17 protein-coding genes are annotated in these 16,916 nt (G+C 33.5%); 5 read left to right on the forward strand and 12 right to left on the reverse strand.

Annotated features, from left to right (window positions below):
* Nucleotide 1 precedes the first annotated feature (1 nt).
* Entirely contained in the window at nt 2–604 is a 603-nt protein-coding gene (locus RM519_RS04560; protein WP_311592377.1) for a WbqC family protein, read from the forward strand.
* A 32-nt stretch (nt 605–636) separates the two neighbouring features.
* Here RM519_RS04560 and RM519_RS04565 read toward each other — a convergent pair whose 3' ends face one another.
* From RM519_RS04565 to RM519_RS04600, 8 genes are all read right to left on the reverse strand, one after another.
* Nucleotides 637–1,185 carry a hypothetical protein gene (locus tag RM519_RS04565; RefSeq protein ID WP_311592378.1) on the reverse strand — a complete coding sequence of 183 codons (549 nt, stop codon included), beginning with the start codon at nt 1,183–1,185 and terminating at the stop codon, nt 637–639.
* Nucleotides 1,186–1,191: 6 nt separating this feature from the next.
* Nucleotides 1,192–2,883 carry an energy-dependent translational throttle protein EttA gene (gene ettA, locus RM519_RS04570; protein WP_311592379.1) on the reverse strand — a complete coding sequence of 564 codons (1,692 nt, stop codon included), beginning with the start codon at nt 2,881–2,883 and terminating at the stop codon, nt 1,192–1,194.
* Complete coding sequence (locus RM519_RS04575) at nt 2,883–3,065, reverse strand: CAL67264 family membrane protein (protein ID WP_311592380.1); 183 nt, start codon at nt 3,063–3,065, stop codon at nt 2,883–2,885. Before RM519_RS04575 ends, ettA begins: the two co-directional genes overlap by 1 nt.
* Before the next feature lie 94 nt (nt 3,066–3,159).
* The gene (locus RM519_RS04580) at nt 3,160–4,032 is read right to left on the reverse strand and encodes a pirin family protein (protein WP_311592381.1); all 873 of its coding nucleotides are present in this window, start codon (nt 4,030–4,032) and stop codon (nt 3,160–3,162) included.
* Nucleotides 4,033–4,100: 68 nt separating this feature from the next.
* The gene (locus tag RM519_RS04585; RefSeq protein WP_311592382.1) at nt 4,101–4,538 is read right to left on the reverse strand and encodes a MarR family winged helix-turn-helix transcriptional regulator; all 438 of its coding nucleotides are present in this window, start codon (nt 4,536–4,538) and stop codon (nt 4,101–4,103) included.
* A gap of 6 nt (nt 4,539–4,544) precedes the next feature.
* Nucleotides 4,545–4,979 carry a (4Fe-4S)-binding protein gene (locus RM519_RS04590; protein WP_311592383.1) on the reverse strand — a complete coding sequence of 145 codons (435 nt, stop codon included), beginning with the start codon at nt 4,977–4,979 and terminating at the stop codon, nt 4,545–4,547.
* Between the two features lie 9 nt (nt 4,980–4,988).
* Nucleotides 4,989–5,519 (reverse strand): NADPH-dependent FMN reductase, encoded by a 531-nt coding sequence (locus RM519_RS04595; RefSeq protein ID WP_311592384.1) that lies wholly within the window; start codon nt 5,517–5,519, stop codon nt 4,989–4,991.
* A gap of 3 nt (nt 5,520–5,522) precedes the next feature.
* A complete protein-coding gene (locus RM519_RS04600) occupies nt 5,523–5,879 on the reverse strand; it encodes a DoxX family protein (protein WP_311592385.1) in 357 nt (118 codons plus the stop codon).
* Between the two features lie 134 nt (nt 5,880–6,013).
* Here RM519_RS04600 and RM519_RS04605 point away from each other — a divergent pair, with 134 nt between their 5' ends.
* Nucleotides 6,014–7,642: an acyl-CoA carboxylase subunit beta gene (locus RM519_RS04605; RefSeq protein ID WP_311592387.1), complete on the forward strand. Its 1,629-nt coding sequence runs from the start codon at nt 6,014–6,016 to the stop codon at nt 7,640–7,642.
* A gap of 62 nt (nt 7,643–7,704) precedes the next feature.
* Complete coding sequence (locus tag RM519_RS04610) at nt 7,705–8,421, forward strand: YebC/PmpR family DNA-binding transcriptional regulator (protein WP_311592388.1); 717 nt, start codon at nt 7,705–7,707, stop codon at nt 8,419–8,421.
* A 10-nt stretch (nt 8,422–8,431) separates the two neighbouring features.
* On the opposite strand, the gene RM519_RS04615 is transcribed toward RM519_RS04610, so the two are convergent.
* Nucleotides 8,432–9,451, reverse strand: coding sequence for an AMP-binding protein (locus tag RM519_RS04615; RefSeq protein WP_311592390.1), 1,020 nt, complete (start codon nt 9,449–9,451; stop codon nt 8,432–8,434).
* Between the two features lie 131 nt (nt 9,452–9,582).
* Between RM519_RS04615 and RM519_RS04620 the strand changes: the two genes are divergently transcribed.
* Together RM519_RS04620 and RM519_RS04625 are read left to right on the forward strand one after the other, a co-directional pair.
* Nucleotides 9,583–11,472, forward strand: a complete 1,890-nt coding sequence (locus RM519_RS04620) for a DUF3857 domain-containing protein (RefSeq protein ID WP_311592391.1) — start codon at nt 9,583–9,585, stop codon at nt 11,470–11,472.
* Between the two features lie 6 nt (nt 11,473–11,478).
* A complete protein-coding gene (locus tag RM519_RS04625) occupies nt 11,479–13,404 on the forward strand; it encodes a DUF3858 domain-containing protein (protein ID WP_311592392.1) in 1,926 nt (641 codons plus the stop codon).
* A 300-nt stretch (nt 13,405–13,704) separates the two neighbouring features.
* Here the strand turns inward: RM519_RS04625 and RM519_RS04630 are convergent, their stop codons facing one another.
* Genes RM519_RS04630 through RM519_RS04640 form a run of 3 tightly spaced genes read right to left on the reverse strand, consistent with a single transcriptional unit; the run spans nt 13,705 to nt 16,914 of the window.
* Nucleotides 13,705–14,634 carry a CPBP family intramembrane glutamic endopeptidase gene (locus tag RM519_RS04630; protein ID WP_311592393.1) on the reverse strand — a complete coding sequence of 310 codons (930 nt, stop codon included), beginning with the start codon at nt 14,632–14,634 and terminating at the stop codon, nt 13,705–13,707.
* Nucleotide 14,635: 1 nt separating this feature from the next.
* Nucleotides 14,636–15,673: an o-succinylbenzoate synthase gene (locus tag RM519_RS04635; protein WP_311592394.1), complete on the reverse strand. Its 1,038-nt coding sequence runs from the start codon at nt 15,671–15,673 to the stop codon at nt 14,636–14,638.
* A 47-nt stretch (nt 15,674–15,720) separates the two neighbouring features.
* Complete coding sequence (locus RM519_RS04640; protein WP_311592396.1) at nt 15,721–16,914, reverse strand: DUF1501 domain-containing protein; 1,194 nt, start codon at nt 16,912–16,914, stop codon at nt 15,721–15,723.
* Between the last annotated feature and the right edge of the window lie 2 nt (nt 16,915–16,916).

Here is a 16,916-nt window from a genome sequence, read left to right on the forward strand (position 1 = left end):
TGTGTTATTTCTTCCTACATATTTTGCACCAATTTCACAGTATATGGTCATCCTTCAAAACGATGCCATTGTTTTTGAAGTAGAAGATAATTTTCAAAAACAAACTTATAGAAACCGCTGTTACATTTATGCTTCTCTTGGCAAATTACAAATGAATGTCCCTATAATTCGAACTCATGATTCGATGATTAAGCAAAAAACTAAAGACACAAAAGTGGACAACGAATATGCTTGGCAGAAACGACAACTTAAAACACTACAAGCGGCTTATAGATCATCTCCATATTATGAATTTTACGAGGATGATATCATGCCAATCTTTGAAACAAAGCATAATTTTCTTCAAGATTTAAATATTAAGACCCACGAATTTATTTTAGACGCATTACAAGAGGAAATTTCATTTTCCAAAACAACAGAGTACCTTAAGGAGCCTATTATGAAGGACTCTCGAATTTTGGCTACGCCAAAATTTAAACCCTTGTTTAAATTTAAACAATACACCCAAGTCTTCGATGATAAATATGGTTTTATACCCAACTTAAGTATTTTGGACCTCATTTTTATGGAAGGACCTAATGCAATAAGTTATTTAAAAAACTAACGTTGTCTCTTTGTTTAAGATAAATTAATCATCTATAATTTCTTAATTCTATCGTTTGCCTTTACTACACCAGGAGTGATTACCTTCGCATTTACTCCTCTTAGGTTTAACAACTTTCCTTGTTTCGAATTTACAAATTTCATGGCATCCATTCCAAACCTTTCTACAAATTTTTTACATCCTAAATGTGGAATATTAGTCCTTTCGATAATAGCAGTACCAAGAGATAAACGAGTACCAGGTGGAATGTTTTCTTCACTTAAATCAAAGTCAACAAAAAACTGATCCCCTGCTAACGGCCATCTTACTTTCGTTTGTGCTAATAATTCAATCGTTCGTGAATTCATAAGGTTTAATTGCATAAGAGGGTGCCCAAAACCATCATTAGTTCTTGAACTCCCTCTTGTTTTCCAGTTATCACCTACTAAACCTAATTCTAGGTCTAATTGACCAACATCTAATACTTCGCGTTCATTCTCTTTGGGTCTTCGAACAATCATTTCTACACCTCCATTATCTTTTGGAGACTGTAAAATAATTTCTAGGCCCTCGATCAACTGCTCAGTTTTTAAATGCTGCATAAATTGTTATCTAATTAGCTTTTTGTATTTAATACGTTTTGGCATTAAATCACCACCCAAACGTTTCTTTTTATTCTCTTCGTATTCTGAGAATGATCCTTCAAAATAATATACTTGAGAATCTCCTTCAAATGCTAAAATGTGTGTACAAATACGATCTAAAAACCATCTATCGTGACTAATAACCACAGCACATCCAGCAAAGTTTTCTAGACCTTCTTCCAATGCTCGTAAAGTATTCACATCTAAATCATTCGTAGGCTCATCAAGCAACAATACGTTACCTTCTTCTTTTAACGTCATTGCCAAATGCAATCTATTTCGCTCCCCACCTGATAATGTACTTACCTTTTTGTTTTGCTCAGAACCAGCAAAATTAAATCGACTTAAATAGGCACGAGAATTTACCATTTTACCGCCCATCATCACCAAATCTTGTCCATCTGAAAAATTTTCCCAAATAGATTTGTCTGCGTCAATATTAGAATGTGATTGATCAACATAAGCCACCTTAGCGGTGTCACCAACTTTAAAGTCTCCTTTATCTGGCTGTTGCTCATCCATAATCATCTTAAAAATTGTGGTTTTACCAGCTCCATTCGGTCCAATAATTCCTACAATTCCATTTGGAGGTAAATTAAAATTCAAGTCCTCATAAAGCAATTTATCACCAAAGGCTTTTGACACATGTGTTGCATCAATAACATTCGTTCCAAGTCTCGGTCCATTAGGAATATAAATTTCCAACTTTTCTTCCACCTGCTTTTGATCTTGGCTCATTAATTTATCATAATTCGCCAAACGTGCCTTTGATTTAGACTGACGGCCTTTTGCTCCTTGTCTTACCCACTCTAACTCTCGCTCTAATGTTTTCTGACGCTTAGAAGCAGTTTTTTCCTCCTGAGCCAATCGTTTCGATTTTTGATCTAACCAAGATGAATAATTTCCTTTCCAAGGAATTCCTTCTCCTCTATCCAATTCTAATATCCAACCAGCAACATTATCCAAGAAATATCTATCGTGCGTCACAGCAATTACGGTTCCTTTATATTGTGATAAATGATGCTCTAACCAATGTACAGATTCTGCATCTAAATGGTTTGTAGGCTCGTCTAATAACAATACATCCGGTTGTTGCAGTAATAACCTACACAGTGCAACTCTTCTACGTTCTCCTCCAGACAATACACTAATTGGTGTATCTCCAGTTGGCGTTCTTAACGCATCCATCGCTATCTCTAATTTTGTATCTAATTCCCAAGCATCTAAAGCATCAATCTTATCTTGTAATTCTGCCTGTTGGTTCATTAACTTTTCCATTTTTTCTGGATCAGAATACACTTCTTCCAGACCAAACATATCGTTAATTTTATTGTATTCTTCCAAAACTGCAACAGTTTCTGCAGCTCCTTCTTTTACAATATCCATCACCGTTTTAGAATCATCTAATTCCGGTTCTTGTGATAAATATCCTACGGTATATCCCTGAGAAAAAGTAACATCTCCCTGGTAATTCTTTTCAATACCTGCAATAATTTTCATCAAAGTAGATTTACCAGAACCATTAAGACCTAAAATCCCAATTTTGGCTCCATAAAAGAAACTTAAATGAATATTCTTTAATACTTGTTTATTTGCTCCAGGGTATGTTTTGTTTACCCTTGTCATTGAAAATATAATCTTCTTATCGTCGCTCATTACACTCTCCCTTTTAAAGCGTTAAACACCCAGGCATTTGCAAAAAAACCAACACCAACTGCGGCAAAACCCCATCCGGCAACATCATCGTACCTAAAGGCTCCCAAACCAATGAGAACAACTCCTACAAATATCATTATAAACGTGGCCCAAGTAAGAACCGTATTTTTATTCATTGACATAATTCTAAATTTTATCGCGTTGAAAAACGCATGCTATGAATTACAAATATCGTGATTTTACATAAAAAAAGCATCCTAATTGGATGCTTAATTCTTAATTTGCTAAATAACCCATCTTCCCCATTTGATAATCTCGCATGGCTTCCATTATCTCCGTTTGCGTATTCATCACATAGGGACCATATTGTGCTATTTTCTCATTTATAGGTTCTCCAGAAAGGATTAAAACATTACTCTCTACAACCGAATTCAAATGAATTCTATTCCCATCTTGATTAAACGTTATCATTTGAGAGGCTCCTTTCTTAAGATTTACAGTGTCATTTATAATTATCTCACCATCCAATAGATAAATTAAGGTTTCATGAGAAGTTGGAATATTAATTTCCATTGCGCCTTTTCCTGTAGTCTTTACCATAAACACATTTACTTCGGTTTGCGTCTTAATTAATCCTAATTCGTTCACCTGCTTGCCAGCAACAACTTTTAATTCAATTGAATTATCCAGATTTGAAACAACTGGCATATCCTCACTTTTTATATGTTGATAATTTGCTGGCATCATTTTTTTATCGGCAGGCAAATTCAGCCATAATTGAATTCCCTCCAACTCTCCTCCTTTCATTACAAAATCTTTAGTAGGTCCTTCTGAATGAATTACACCCCTACCGGCAGTTGTCCATTGCACATCACCTGCTTTTACTAACATTTCATTTCCTAAGGAATCTCGATGTAGCTGTTCTCCTTTATATAGTAATGTAATTGGTTCAAAACCACGATGCGGATGCGGTCCTAAATCAAAGGGGTTATTAAACTCACTAATCGCATAAGGTCCATAATGATGCAATAAAATAAACGGATCTACCTTATCTATATCGCCATTTGGCAGTGGTTGTCGTAATCTTATTGGCCCCATACTTACCATAGGGCTATCTGTTATTTTTTGTATTGATTTTAATGTATTCATAACTTCTTCTTTTCTAATTAAATAATTTCATTCTCATTATTTTCCATGGAAAATAAATTGACAAATTTTTACCTCATTTTATCCAACAATTCATTCAATTTCTTTGCTTCAGATTCGGTCAAAGTATTCCACAAATTTGAATCTTCCTTCGCTACAATTTCTTGAACTAGATCCAATCCTTTTTGATTAATTTCTACATAAACCACACGACGATCACTATCACAATTGAATCTTCTAATCAGTTCTTTAGCACATAACTTATCCATTAGTCTGGTGGCATTTGGTGCTCGTTCAATCATTCTTTCTTTAATCGTTTGAACTTTTAGCGGTTCACCGGCCCCTCGTAAAATTCTTAATATATTATACTGCTGTGGCGATATTCCAAATGGTTTAAAAGCTTCATTTTGCTGACTGATGATCCAGTTAGATGTGTACACAATATTTAGCATCGCTTTAATTCCTTCGTTTGGAAATTTTGAATTTATCTCTTTTGCAAAGTCACCCATAATTTATTATCCTTTAAACTCAATATCTTTATGTTTACCATCACAGTATGGTTTATTTGTTGACGCCCCACATCTACAGAATGCGGTTGTTTTATTCTTCTTTTCTAAAGATCCATCGGCATGCTTCACGTTCAACGTTCCATACACCAACAACGGTCCATTTTCCATGGTTTCAACTCTGGTTTCCAATTGATACTCCTCTCTGCTTTCCTTGCTAATTGACACATATGACAATGCACCAGATGGACAAGCTTCAACTTGTTTTTTAATTCTTTCTGTTGTGGCGCCTTCCATATTTATCCAAGGTCTATTTTTTGGATTGAAAACCTGTATCAACTGCTTCCAACAATGTGTTGCATGTATACAGGTGTTCGGCTTCCAAGTAACAGTGATATCCTTATTACTATAATTCTTAATTATTTCTTTCTTTTCATTTTCCATAACTTCGTTTTAAAGTGCATCATTCAGTTTAGCAACCTCTAAACTCAATTGATTGTTCAATTCTTGGTTTGAAACTTTTCCATCACTAAAATTATCAAAAAAACTTGGAAGGGAAAACTCTCCAACAATATTTCCTCCTTGATGTGGATATGCCATTTTTGCGCTACCAAGAACCCCTGCTCCACCTCTACCACCTGGCGAAGATGCCATTAAAAGCATTGGTTTATTTCTCCAAACTTTTGCCTCAATTCTAGACATCCAATCAAATACATTTTTAAACACGGACGCATAACTTCCATTATGTTCTGCTAAGGATAGAATTATTGCATCCGACCCTGCAATCTCGTTGCTTAATTTCTCCGCATTCTCCGGAATTCCAGCTTCATTTTCCAAATCAATTCCATAAATAGGAACTGGAAAATCATTAAGATCTAAAATGTTTATTTCTGCATCTTCAACTTTTGTGCTGGCATATGTTGCCAATTGCTTGTTGATAGAGTTCTTACTATTAGACCCGGCTAATACAACTACTTTTTTCATAAATTATGCTTTAATACGTTTACTAAATATATACGACCCTATTAACAATACCATTGCAATTACCGCTCCCATTTGTTCTCCATCTCCAATCATATAATGAGCAAAAAATGCCAAAACAAAATCGAAAAAGAATCCGGTATACGCCCATTCCTTAAGTGCTTTGAAATTTGGACTCCAAATTGCAATTAACCCTAATACCTTAGCTACTGCCAATGGATAAATAATGTAAGTTGGGTAGCCAAAACTTGTAAACAATCCTTGAATCATTTCGTTATTAAACACATACATTCCTGCGGACATTAACATCATTGCAGTTAATAATCCTGTTGCGATGTAATAAATAATTTTATCTCGTTTCATTTTTTATAGTTTAAATTCGGTACAAACTTACAACAAAATATTTTATTTTCCAAGGAATATAATTACATGGTAAATATTAATGATTTAATATGAAGGTATTTTGTACTTTAGCACTCCAAATCAATCTAATTTTAATGGATCTTAACTTCAACAAAAACGAAGACTTTAATAAACTTCAACTTAGTGAACTTAAAAAACGCCTTTTAAAAGTTCAAAAAGGTGGCGGTCAATCTCGAATTGACAAGCAGCATGAAAAGGGAAAATTAACCGCAAGAGAACGTATCGATTATTTATTAGATAAAAATGCAGACTGCATAGAAATAGGTGCATTTGCTGGAGATGATATGTATGAGGAACATGGCGGATGTCCATCAGCAGGAGTCGTTGTAAAAATTGGGTACATTTCTAAAAAACAATGTATTGTTGTTGCTAATGATGCCACTGTAAAGGCAGGTGCTTGGTTCCCTATCACGGCAAAGAAAAACTTAAGAGCCCAAGAGATCGCAATTGAAAATAAACTACCAATTATTTACCTTGTAGATAGTGCTGGAGTTTATTTACCAATGCAAGACGAAATTTTTCCAGACAAGGAACATTTTGGACGTATTTTCAGGAATAATGCCGTAATGAGCAGTATGGGAATTACTCAAATATCTGCTATTATGGGCAGTTGTGTTGCTGGTGGAGCATATTTACCAATTATGAGCGACGAAGCCATTATAGTTGACAAAACAGCAAGTATATTTTTAGCGGGAAGTTACTTAGTTAAAGCGGCTATTGGCGAAAGTATTGATAACGAAACTTTAGGTGGAGCAACAACCCATAGCGAAATTAGCGGTGTTACAGATTATAAAGCGACTGATGATAAAGACGCCTTGGACAAAATAAAAAATATTGTCTCTAAAATTGGAAACCCAGAAAATGCTGGATTTAACAGAATAGAAAGAGGTACTCCAAAAGAAGATGAGCAAGATATTTATGGAATTTTACCCAAATTAAGAACAGATCCTTATGATATGAAGGATATCATGAAACGCTTGGTTGACAATTCTGATTTTGAAGAATACAAAGCAGGATATGGCAAAACCATTATTTGCGCTTATGCCAGAATTGATGGATGGGCCGTAGGAATTGTTGCGAATCAGCGAAAAGTTGTAAAAAACGCTAAAAAAGAGATGCAATTTGGAGGTGTTATTTATTCCGACTCTGCGGATAAGGCTACTAGATTTATCGCCAATTGCAACCAGAAAAAAATCCCTTTGCTTTTTCTGCAAGATGTTACAGGGTTTATGGTAGGTAGTAAATCGGAACATGGGGGAATTATAAAAGATGGGGCCAAAATGGTGAATGCCGTTAGCAATTCCGTTGTACCTAAATTCACGGTGGTTATAGGCAACTCTTATGGGGCAGGAAATTATGCCATGTGTGGCAAAGCTTATGATCCTAGATTAATTGTTGCATGGCCATCAGCAAGATTGGCAGTTATGGGTGGTGCCCAAGCAGCGAAGGTATTACTACAAATTGAAACTGCAACGCGTAAAAAACAGGGAGAAAAGATTACACCTGAAAAAGAACAAGAAATACTACAAACCATAGAGGCGAGATACGATGAACAAACATCTCCGTACTATGCAGCTTCTAGAATCTGGACAGACGCCATCATTAATCCGTTAGATACAAGAAAATGGATTAGTATGGGAATTGAAGCTGCGAATCAAGCGCCGATAGAAAAACCATTTAATATGGGAGTAATTCAGGTTTAAGGTTGTAAAATAGGATAAAAAAACAGAAATTTGGCCACACAAAAATTTGATTATAGTTAGAAATGGGAAGAGCATTTGAATTTAGGAAAGCAAGAAAAATGAAACGTTGGTCTGCAATGGCAAAAACGTTTACAAGAATTGGAAAGGATATTGTAATGGCTGTGAAAGAAGGTGGCCCAAATCCTGATACAAATTCTAGATTGCGTGCAGTCATACAAAATGCAAAGGCAGCAAACATGCCTAAAGACAACGTTGCCCGCGCCATTAAAAAAGCTACAGACAAAGACACCGCTAACTATAAAGAAACATTATTTGAGGGTTATGCACCTCATGGAATTGCTGTAGTTGTAGAAACAGCAACTGACAATAATAACAGAACCGTTGCCAATGTGCGTGCTGCTTTTAATAAGTGTGATGGAAACTTAGGAACCTCTGGATCGGTTGTTTTTATGTTTGATCATACTTGTAATTTTACTGTAAAAAAAGAAGATATTACAGTAGATATGGAAGAACTAGAACTGGAATTAATCGATTTTGAAGTAGAGGAAATATTTGTTGATGAAGAAGGTGTCATAATCTATGCTCCTTTTGAACAATTTGGTGCTATTCAAAGTTTCTTTGAAGATAACAATGTAGAGATTGTTTCTTCAGGGTTTGAACGAATTCCGACAACTACTTCCAAATTAGGGGAAGAACAACAAACGGACGTTGAAAAATTACTAGAAAAATTAGAAGAAGATGACGATGTTCAAAACGTTTATCATTCTATGGAAATGTAATTTTACTTTGTTACAATTTTAATAAATCCAACGTTTTCTTACGTTGGATTTTTTTTGTCTCCGTTTTTATAAAGTTTGGAACCGTATAAACTTCTTTAGGAACTTCATATTTACTAAGCGCAGTAATAGTCTTCACTTCGCTAAGAATGGCATTCTCGTTTATTTCACCTTCAATAATAAGTATCAACTTCTGACCTAAAACCGAATCAGAAATACCAGTCACAAAAAAAGGTTGCTCAATAAATTGTTCTAATTTATTTTCAATACGTTCGGGATGTAATTTCACACCTCCGGAATTTATTACATTATCAAAACGCCCCAACCATTCAAAAGAATTATCTGAAGTTATAGTTACAATATCATTGGTAGCAACAATTTCACTTGTAATTTCCGGTGCTTCAATTCGTAGGCAATCTCGATGGTCTACAGAAACCTTGATACCAGGAAGCAATAAAAATTCGGATTTCGATGCCTCTACTCTATGATTAATCTTTTTTATGGCAATATGCGATACAGTTTCCGTCATACCATACGTTGCAAAACACTCGGTTGATACATTTTCTAATTGTTTTGCTAATTGATGTGACACCACTCCTCCACCAATGATCAACTTTTTTACTTTATGTAATTCAGTTATCGAATTTTGGACCTGTAAAGGCACCATTGCGCTAAAATCATACGATTTGTCCAAAACTTTTAACGGATTAATACTGGGCTCCATTACGTCAAGTTTCCACCCTAAGATTATGGCTCTAACCAACATCATTTTACCACCAATATATGAAGGATTCATGCACAATAAGGCTGTTGTGTTTTCACCCAAACCAAAAAAGGAACCAGTTGCCTTGGCAGAGTTCAACATGTATCTCTTTTCTATTTCAATGAGTTTAGGAACACCTGTAGAACCAGATGTTTGCAATTGAATTACTTTAGAATCATCTAAAAATGATTCTAAAAATTGTTCAACTTCTTTTTTAACACTTATAGATAAAAAAGTAATTTTAAAAGATGGATGCGGTTGAAATTGCATACTGCAAATAAACAAAAATTGGTATAACTATTGATTCCTATTTATAGAAACGATAAATTTTTCTTAATTAGTTAACTTACAATTGTTCAAATTTGTAATTAGCAATATATTTGGAAACCAATAAATTTTAGATGCAAAAATTACTTTTATTCTTACTTTTCTTAGGACCTATTTGTTGGTCTCAGGATGTTATTGATTTTGAAAATGAAGACTATTACTTTATTAAGAGAAATCATCATTTAAAAATAAATATTGAAGATGATGAATTAAAAATAGCAAATGAGGTTTATGAAAACGCCAAATACAACTCTAGCAACGCCTTAATGTTTGCAAGTGAGTTTATTCATTTTGACAGTTTTACCAACATCGCCAATTTAGAGGCTTTTACGGAAAATCCTGATACAAAATCGAAAATTGAAGTAGATCATTTTGAAACAAAAGATCAATTTGGAGGAAGTGTTTTCTTTAGCGACCAGCAATCCATCAATTTTATATTTCCGGCTGTTGGTAAAGGTGCAGAAACTACATTGTCCTATACAGAAAACATAAAGGACCCTCATTTTTTAGGTGCTTTTAGATTCGGAACTTATGTCCCAACAAAAGAAGCTACGTATACCATTGAGGTTCCAAAGGGTGTTGAAATTGGTTTTAAATCATTCAATTTAGATGCTATTTCAATTGAATTTGAGAAAAAGGAATTGAAAAAATCTACTGTTTATACTTGGTCTGCTAAAAACATAGGGCAATTTCGAAAAGAGGCCGGTAGTTTATCGGTGTTAAATTATTTACCGCATATTATTCCATACATTAAAAGTTATAAGATAAAACGAAAAACGACGAAAGTCTTAGGCGGATTACCAGATTTATATTCTTGGTATGCTTCGCTAGTTGAACAAGTAGATAATGGTGACTTAACTGATGTTTATGTCATAGCAAACTCTATTACCGAAAATTTAAATTCGGATGCCGAGAAAGCAGAGGCCATTTTTAATTGGGTACAACAAAACATTACATATGTTGCTTTTGAAGATGGGCTTGGTGGTTTTATTCCTAGAGGAGGAGAAAATGTTTACGCAAAAAAATATGGTGACTGTAAAGACATGGCTAATTTACTTTATTTGATGTTAAACCATGTTGGCATTGAAGCATATCACACCTGGATTGGCACTAGAGATAGACCTTATTCTTATAATGAAGTACCAACCCCTATTGTCGACAATCATATGATTACCATTGCTCTGATTAATGGAGAAACAATTTTCTTAGATGCAACGGATAGTTATGTTCCTTATGGCATGCCTAGTTCATTTACACAAGGTAAAGAGGCATTAGTAGGTAAGAGCAAAGACAATTATACTATTGTTGTGGTTCCTATTCAAGAAAAGGAAAAAAGTACGACCAAAGTAGAAACATCAATACAGATAGAAAATGGTATTGTACAAGCATCGAGCAAAAGATCGCTAACAGGTTATGATTTGATTGATTTTATTGTAGATGTAAAAAGAAATAAAGATGACAAATCTCCTTCTGAATTTTTAAGTTCTAAATTTATTATTGGCAACAACAAAGCGACTTATTCAAATATTGATCTAAAGGACACTGCAGTTAATAATTCATATACGACTTCTTACGATGTTGAAATTGAAAATTATGTTAGATCAATTGGAAATAAACTAATAATAAACCCTAATTTAGAAAAACCTTTATCAAATGATAAAATTGACTTAGAAACTCAAAAATTCGGGAAAGAATTTAAACATAAATTAAATAGAGAATATATTACAACAATTGCTATTCCTGAAGGGTATGAATTAAAAAGCATTCCTAAAAACAGTGCTGATGAACAAGAAAAATATGGCTATTCTTTCCAATATTCTTTAGAGGGAAATAAACTTAAAGTTACGCAACAGATTTATATTAATACCATTGCTCTTCAAAATGAAGAATTTGAAGTATATAACACTTTCATAAAAAATTTATTAAAGGTTTACAAAAAGAGCATTTTACTAGAAAAAAAATAAAACCCAATGAGAAACCTATTCATATTCGTATTTCTAATTTGTGCTTCTGCACTAAACGCACAATACTATAAAACTTACGACTGGGAGTCAACTCCAGAACAGCACACCTTAAATTCATATGAACAAAAGGAGTCTTCTGTAGGTGTTTTAAAGCGTAAAGTTGTTGAGTTCTATCAATCAGATTTAACGAAGAGCATTAATATTTACGAGACAATTCATACCATTACTAAAGTTAATGATGAAGTTGGAATTCAAAGACATAATCAGGTTTATATTCCAATGCATAGAGGCTCTAAACTTATGAATATTAAGGCGAGAACTATTGCAAAAGATGGAAGTATCACCAATTTAAACGAGGATAATATTAAACAGATTGAAAACGTAGAAGACTATGGAGATTTTGAAATTTTTGCTATTGAAGGGGCGCAAAATGGTTCAGAAATTGAAGTTTTATACACCTTGGAAAAAGAATATTCTCCTTTTGGAACTGAAATCATCCAAAGCAATTTTTATATAAAACGTGCAGAGATGGTTTATATAACCAACAACTTATTAGGTTCTATTAAAACGTATAATACCGAGCAAGAATTTGAACGTACTTATTTAGAAAATAAATTGGTTGAAGAATTAGTTGTTACCAACATAAAACCGGTGGCTGAAGAAGAATATTCCGCAACAGAGGCTAATAGAATTTACGTTGCATATCAATGTTTTGGGAACCCAGATATAACTCAAGAATTACTCTGGTCTAACGTAGTTGGTAATATATCTCAAGGATTGTTTCCTGTTCAAATTCAGAAGGTGGTTATTGATGAAATTCGTAAAAACATAATGAAAGAAGGTGAAGAACTTTCTGATTTTGAAAAGGCAGCACGATTAGATAATTTCATTAAAAGTAATTTCACTGTTGTAGACAATAGAAACCAACAGTTGGAAGAAATCGATTATATTCTTCAAAACAGAAGTGCAAGTGAAATCGGTATCTTAAAGGTATATGCCCACTTTTTAGTGGCGCTAAAGTTAGATTATGAAATGGTTATTACGGCTAATAGGTATACACATAGATTTGATCCAGATTATTACAACCCAAACGCTCTAAGAGAGTTTTTAATCTACCTACCTTATATTAAGCAATATATATCACCAAATAGAATTGATTACAGAGTAAGTGAAGCACCAACCAACATATTAGGAAATAACGGCCTTTTCATCAATCAAGAATTAGCATATGATTTTAGAAAAATTGTACAAAGCGATCCAGATTACAGTCATATTGTAAGAAATATGGATATCAATTTTTCTGAAGATTTTGACAATGTAATTGTAGATGAGTATCAAGAATATTACGGGCATTGGGGGGTTCAAAACAGGGCGTATATGGCTTTGATGACGGGAGATGCCAAGAAACAATTTGAAGATTATTTAACAGGTTCTGGGATTGAAGGTAAAAATGTTACCAAATTAGAATTAGAAAATGAAGACATGAACCAAACGGAGTACAATCTCCCATATATTGTAAAAAGCACGATAGAATCTTCTAGTTTATTGCAGGATGCTGGTGGTAGTTATATTTTCGAAATTGGAAAAATTATTGGAATTCAAAGTGAATTATATCAAGAGAAGGAGCGTGCAAATCCAATAGAAATGCAATATCCAAATCAGTACAATTACGAAATAATTGTAAACATTCCAGAAGGATACGCGACAGACGGACTGGAATCACTGGTAATTAATAAAGAATTAATTATTGATGGAAAAAAGTTGTGTTATTGGAATTCTTCCTACGAAATCAAAGACGGTAAAATTACCATTACAATTGAAGAATCATACCGTGTAAATGAGTACCCTATTGAAAAATACGAAGGTTTTAGAGAAGTTATAAATGCTGCAAGTGATTTTAACAAGGCTGCAATACTATTTACAGAAGAGTAATATTGAAACAAAAAAAGAAGTAGTCATTAATAACTCATGACTACTTCTTCTCTTTTTCAAACAATTAATTCAATCTTTTCTAACAATTTACTTGTCCAAATATATAAAACATTTCTTTAAACTCCTAGTTTTTAAATCATTAATTAACTGATTTTGATTTTATGGTTGATTTATTTCAGTAGCATTCATCAACTAGAGTTGAATTATACTTGCACGTAGATATACATCCTTAAGTAAAATAAGTGAACTTCTAAAGTGAAATTGATTCCATTTACAAGGTATGATTCTTAAAACTTCATTTTAATTTATCTTTCCAATCAATTTATCACGCCAATTAGTCCAGTTATATTTCTTGGCAAATACGAAATAAACTATTGGAAATATAACCACCACCGGAATCAAAATATCAAACCCTACAGACGGTTCTGAAGTATCGATTAAAATGGAATGTGTTTGGAAGACAGTCCAATCTGCAGTTACCAATAGGGCAGCGACTAAATTATTCGCTGCGTGAAAACCTAATGCTAATTCCATGCCTTCATCCATTAGAGTAATAATTCCTAAGAAAAGTCCAGTACCAATATAATATACCATAATTACTGGCCCCAATTTATCCACTTCAGGATTCCAAAAATGCATCATTCCAAAAACTACAGATGTTGCAATTAATGGAAACCACCTGTTTTTAGCAATTACACCTAATCCTTGCATTAGATAGCCTCTAAAAAAATACTCTTCAAAACTAGTTTGCAATGGAATCAGAAGTACACCAATAATTACAAGAAGAATAAATTTTTCTAATTTAAAATTCCATATGAAATCTTCTGGTGCCATAAAATAGGCCAAAGCTGTCATTGCAACTATGACACTACCCCAAAGAGTAAAAGCAAAACGAACTCTTTTCCAATCTATTTCTTTTCTTGCCGTTGTTAAAGACTTTATTGATTGCTTATGTAAATATTTGCAAACTATAAATACACCAACTAAGCCAAACGCAAACGAGATTAACATTAAGAACAGTGTTAGATTAGGCTCAAAAATGTTCATCATAGATTCCGTTGTTAAATTTTCTAACACACTTAAATCACCATCCTGTGCAACCTTGAACCCTATTGCCCCCATAAAGGGTAAAACCCCTACTAATTGCCATGCCAAAAATATTATTAATGTACCAACCAAATATCTCCACCACTCTACATTCCCTGAATATGCGTTTTTTATAAAATTCATTCTATTTTAAGTTTAAAACCCAATTTTTACTGGGGTTATAATTTATTTTCCCTTTATCTACTTCCAATGGACTTTCAATATTATTTGTAAACAATCCTCCGGTTCCCAACCCTTGCGGTATAGTGACCCTTAAATTATAGGTAAACTGAGAAATCGCATTTAATCCAATATTACTTTCTAAAGCCGATGTAATCCACCAACCAATATTTCGTTCTTCTGAAATACGTATCCATTCGTTACTCCCTTCGAATCCACCAATTAAACTTGGCTTTAATATGATGTATTGCGGTTGAATTATTTGTAGCAATTCTTTCTTTTTTGTTACATCAAAAACACCAATTAATTCTTCATCTAATGCAATTGGAAGTGGTGTTTGTGCGCAAAGTTTTGCCATACTAGCCCATTGCCCTTGTTTTATAGGTTGTTCTATAGAATGGATTTCTAATTCCGATAAACGCTTTAATTTCTCCAAAGCATTTTCTGGATTAAAAGCACCATTTGCATCTACTCTTAATTCAATTTCATTGGAATTGAATTCTTTTCGAATAGATTTTAACAACTTCCGTTCTGCTTCAAAATCGATGGCACCAATTTTCATTTTAATCGTTGTGAAGCCACTTTTTAGTTTTTCTCGAATCTGTTGCTGCATAAATGATTCACTACCCATCCAAATCAATCCATTAATCGGAATCCCTACTTCCCCTTTTGTAAATTTTGAAGGAAACAAATGAAACCCTTCTTCAGAATTAATAGATAAAAGCGCTTGTTCTAATCCAAATTGGATAGAAGGAAACTCAGAGAGTTCTGACAATAAATGAATCCTTTCTAAATGGATATTATTACAAAGCCATTGCAATTTATCTTCATAATCTGGTCTATCATCAGCACTTAATCCTCGAAAAATACAACATTCCCCAATCCCAAACTTTTCGTCTTTTCTTAGGATTAGAAAAAAGGTTTCTTTAGTACGCAGAACACCTCTTGAAGTTCCACTTGCTTGCTTAAAGTTAAGGATGTATTTTTGAAAAGTTGCTTTCATTTAATCGCTAAAATAGCATAATAGTAGATCGTAACAACAACTATTTTCTAAATAAAGTTCAATTTATCAAAAGAGTAACTGTTCAATATTGTTTTATCATTCACCTCTAGCCATTTATTCAAAACAGTTGCATAAATTCTTCTAAAATCAACTTCGAACTTTAAATCGCCATTAGCATCTAAGTTTTTTAAATCTGGAGTATTATTATAGAACCCTGCCTTATTTAAATTTTTACCAATAATATAAACATTACTGGCTGTACCATGATCAGTACCATTTCCTGCATTTTGCTGCACTCTTCTACCAAACTCAGAAAACGTAAGGATTAAAGTATCTTTAAAGGTATCATTCTTTTCCAAGTCTTTCACAAACGCCTCAATACTATCGGCATAAACCTTTAACAACCTTTGTTGTTGAACCTTTTGATTTGCATGTGTATCAAACCCTCCTAAAGATGTATAATATACTTTCGTTTTAAGTCCTGAATTAATAAATTCTGCGGTCGTTTTTAATTGTTTAGCAAAGGGGTTATCTGGATATGCTTCTTTTGATTTATGAGTTTTCGAGGTTTGATAGATATATTTCGCAGAAGACCTTGCATCAATCATAGTTTTATACAAGTACCCTAAATTATGTTCATTTAAATGCTCCTCATTATTATGTGTCTCTAATTTATTGAAATATGGCTCTCTAGAAGTATTAAATAACATCCTAGCATTGTCAGTTGCAATACCATTTTTATTAACACCCTTAAGCGCTAAAGATAAATGGCTATCTACCTCTATTGCTTTATACGGGTCATCACCATAATTATCTAAATATCTTCCTATCCAACCTGACTGAATATACTTATCCGAATCGCTGGCCGTTTGCCAAATATCTGTAGCTCTAAAATGTGAGCGATTTGGATTTGGATAACCAACATTATTAATAATGGAAACAAATCCTTTGTCGTACAACCTTTTTAGTCCTTCTAAACTTGGATGCATTCCTAAATCTCCATCAACATTTAGCACTTCAGATTTGGTTATTGCCAATTTTGGTCTTTTGTTATAATAAATATCATTTCTATAGGGCACTATGGTATTTAATCCGTCATTACCTCCAGATAACTGAATAATAACTAACTTCCTATAACCTAGTGCCGTATTTGCCGTATTCTCAAATGCCTTTACAAATGATGGAATCATAAAAAGGCTACTGGCCAAGCTGCTGTTTTTTAAAAAATCTCTTCTTTCCATAA

Source organism: Urechidicola vernalis (assembly GCF_031846385.1).
GTDB lineage: Bacteria > Bacteroidota > Bacteroidia > Flavobacteriales > Flavobacteriaceae > Urechidicola > Urechidicola vernalis.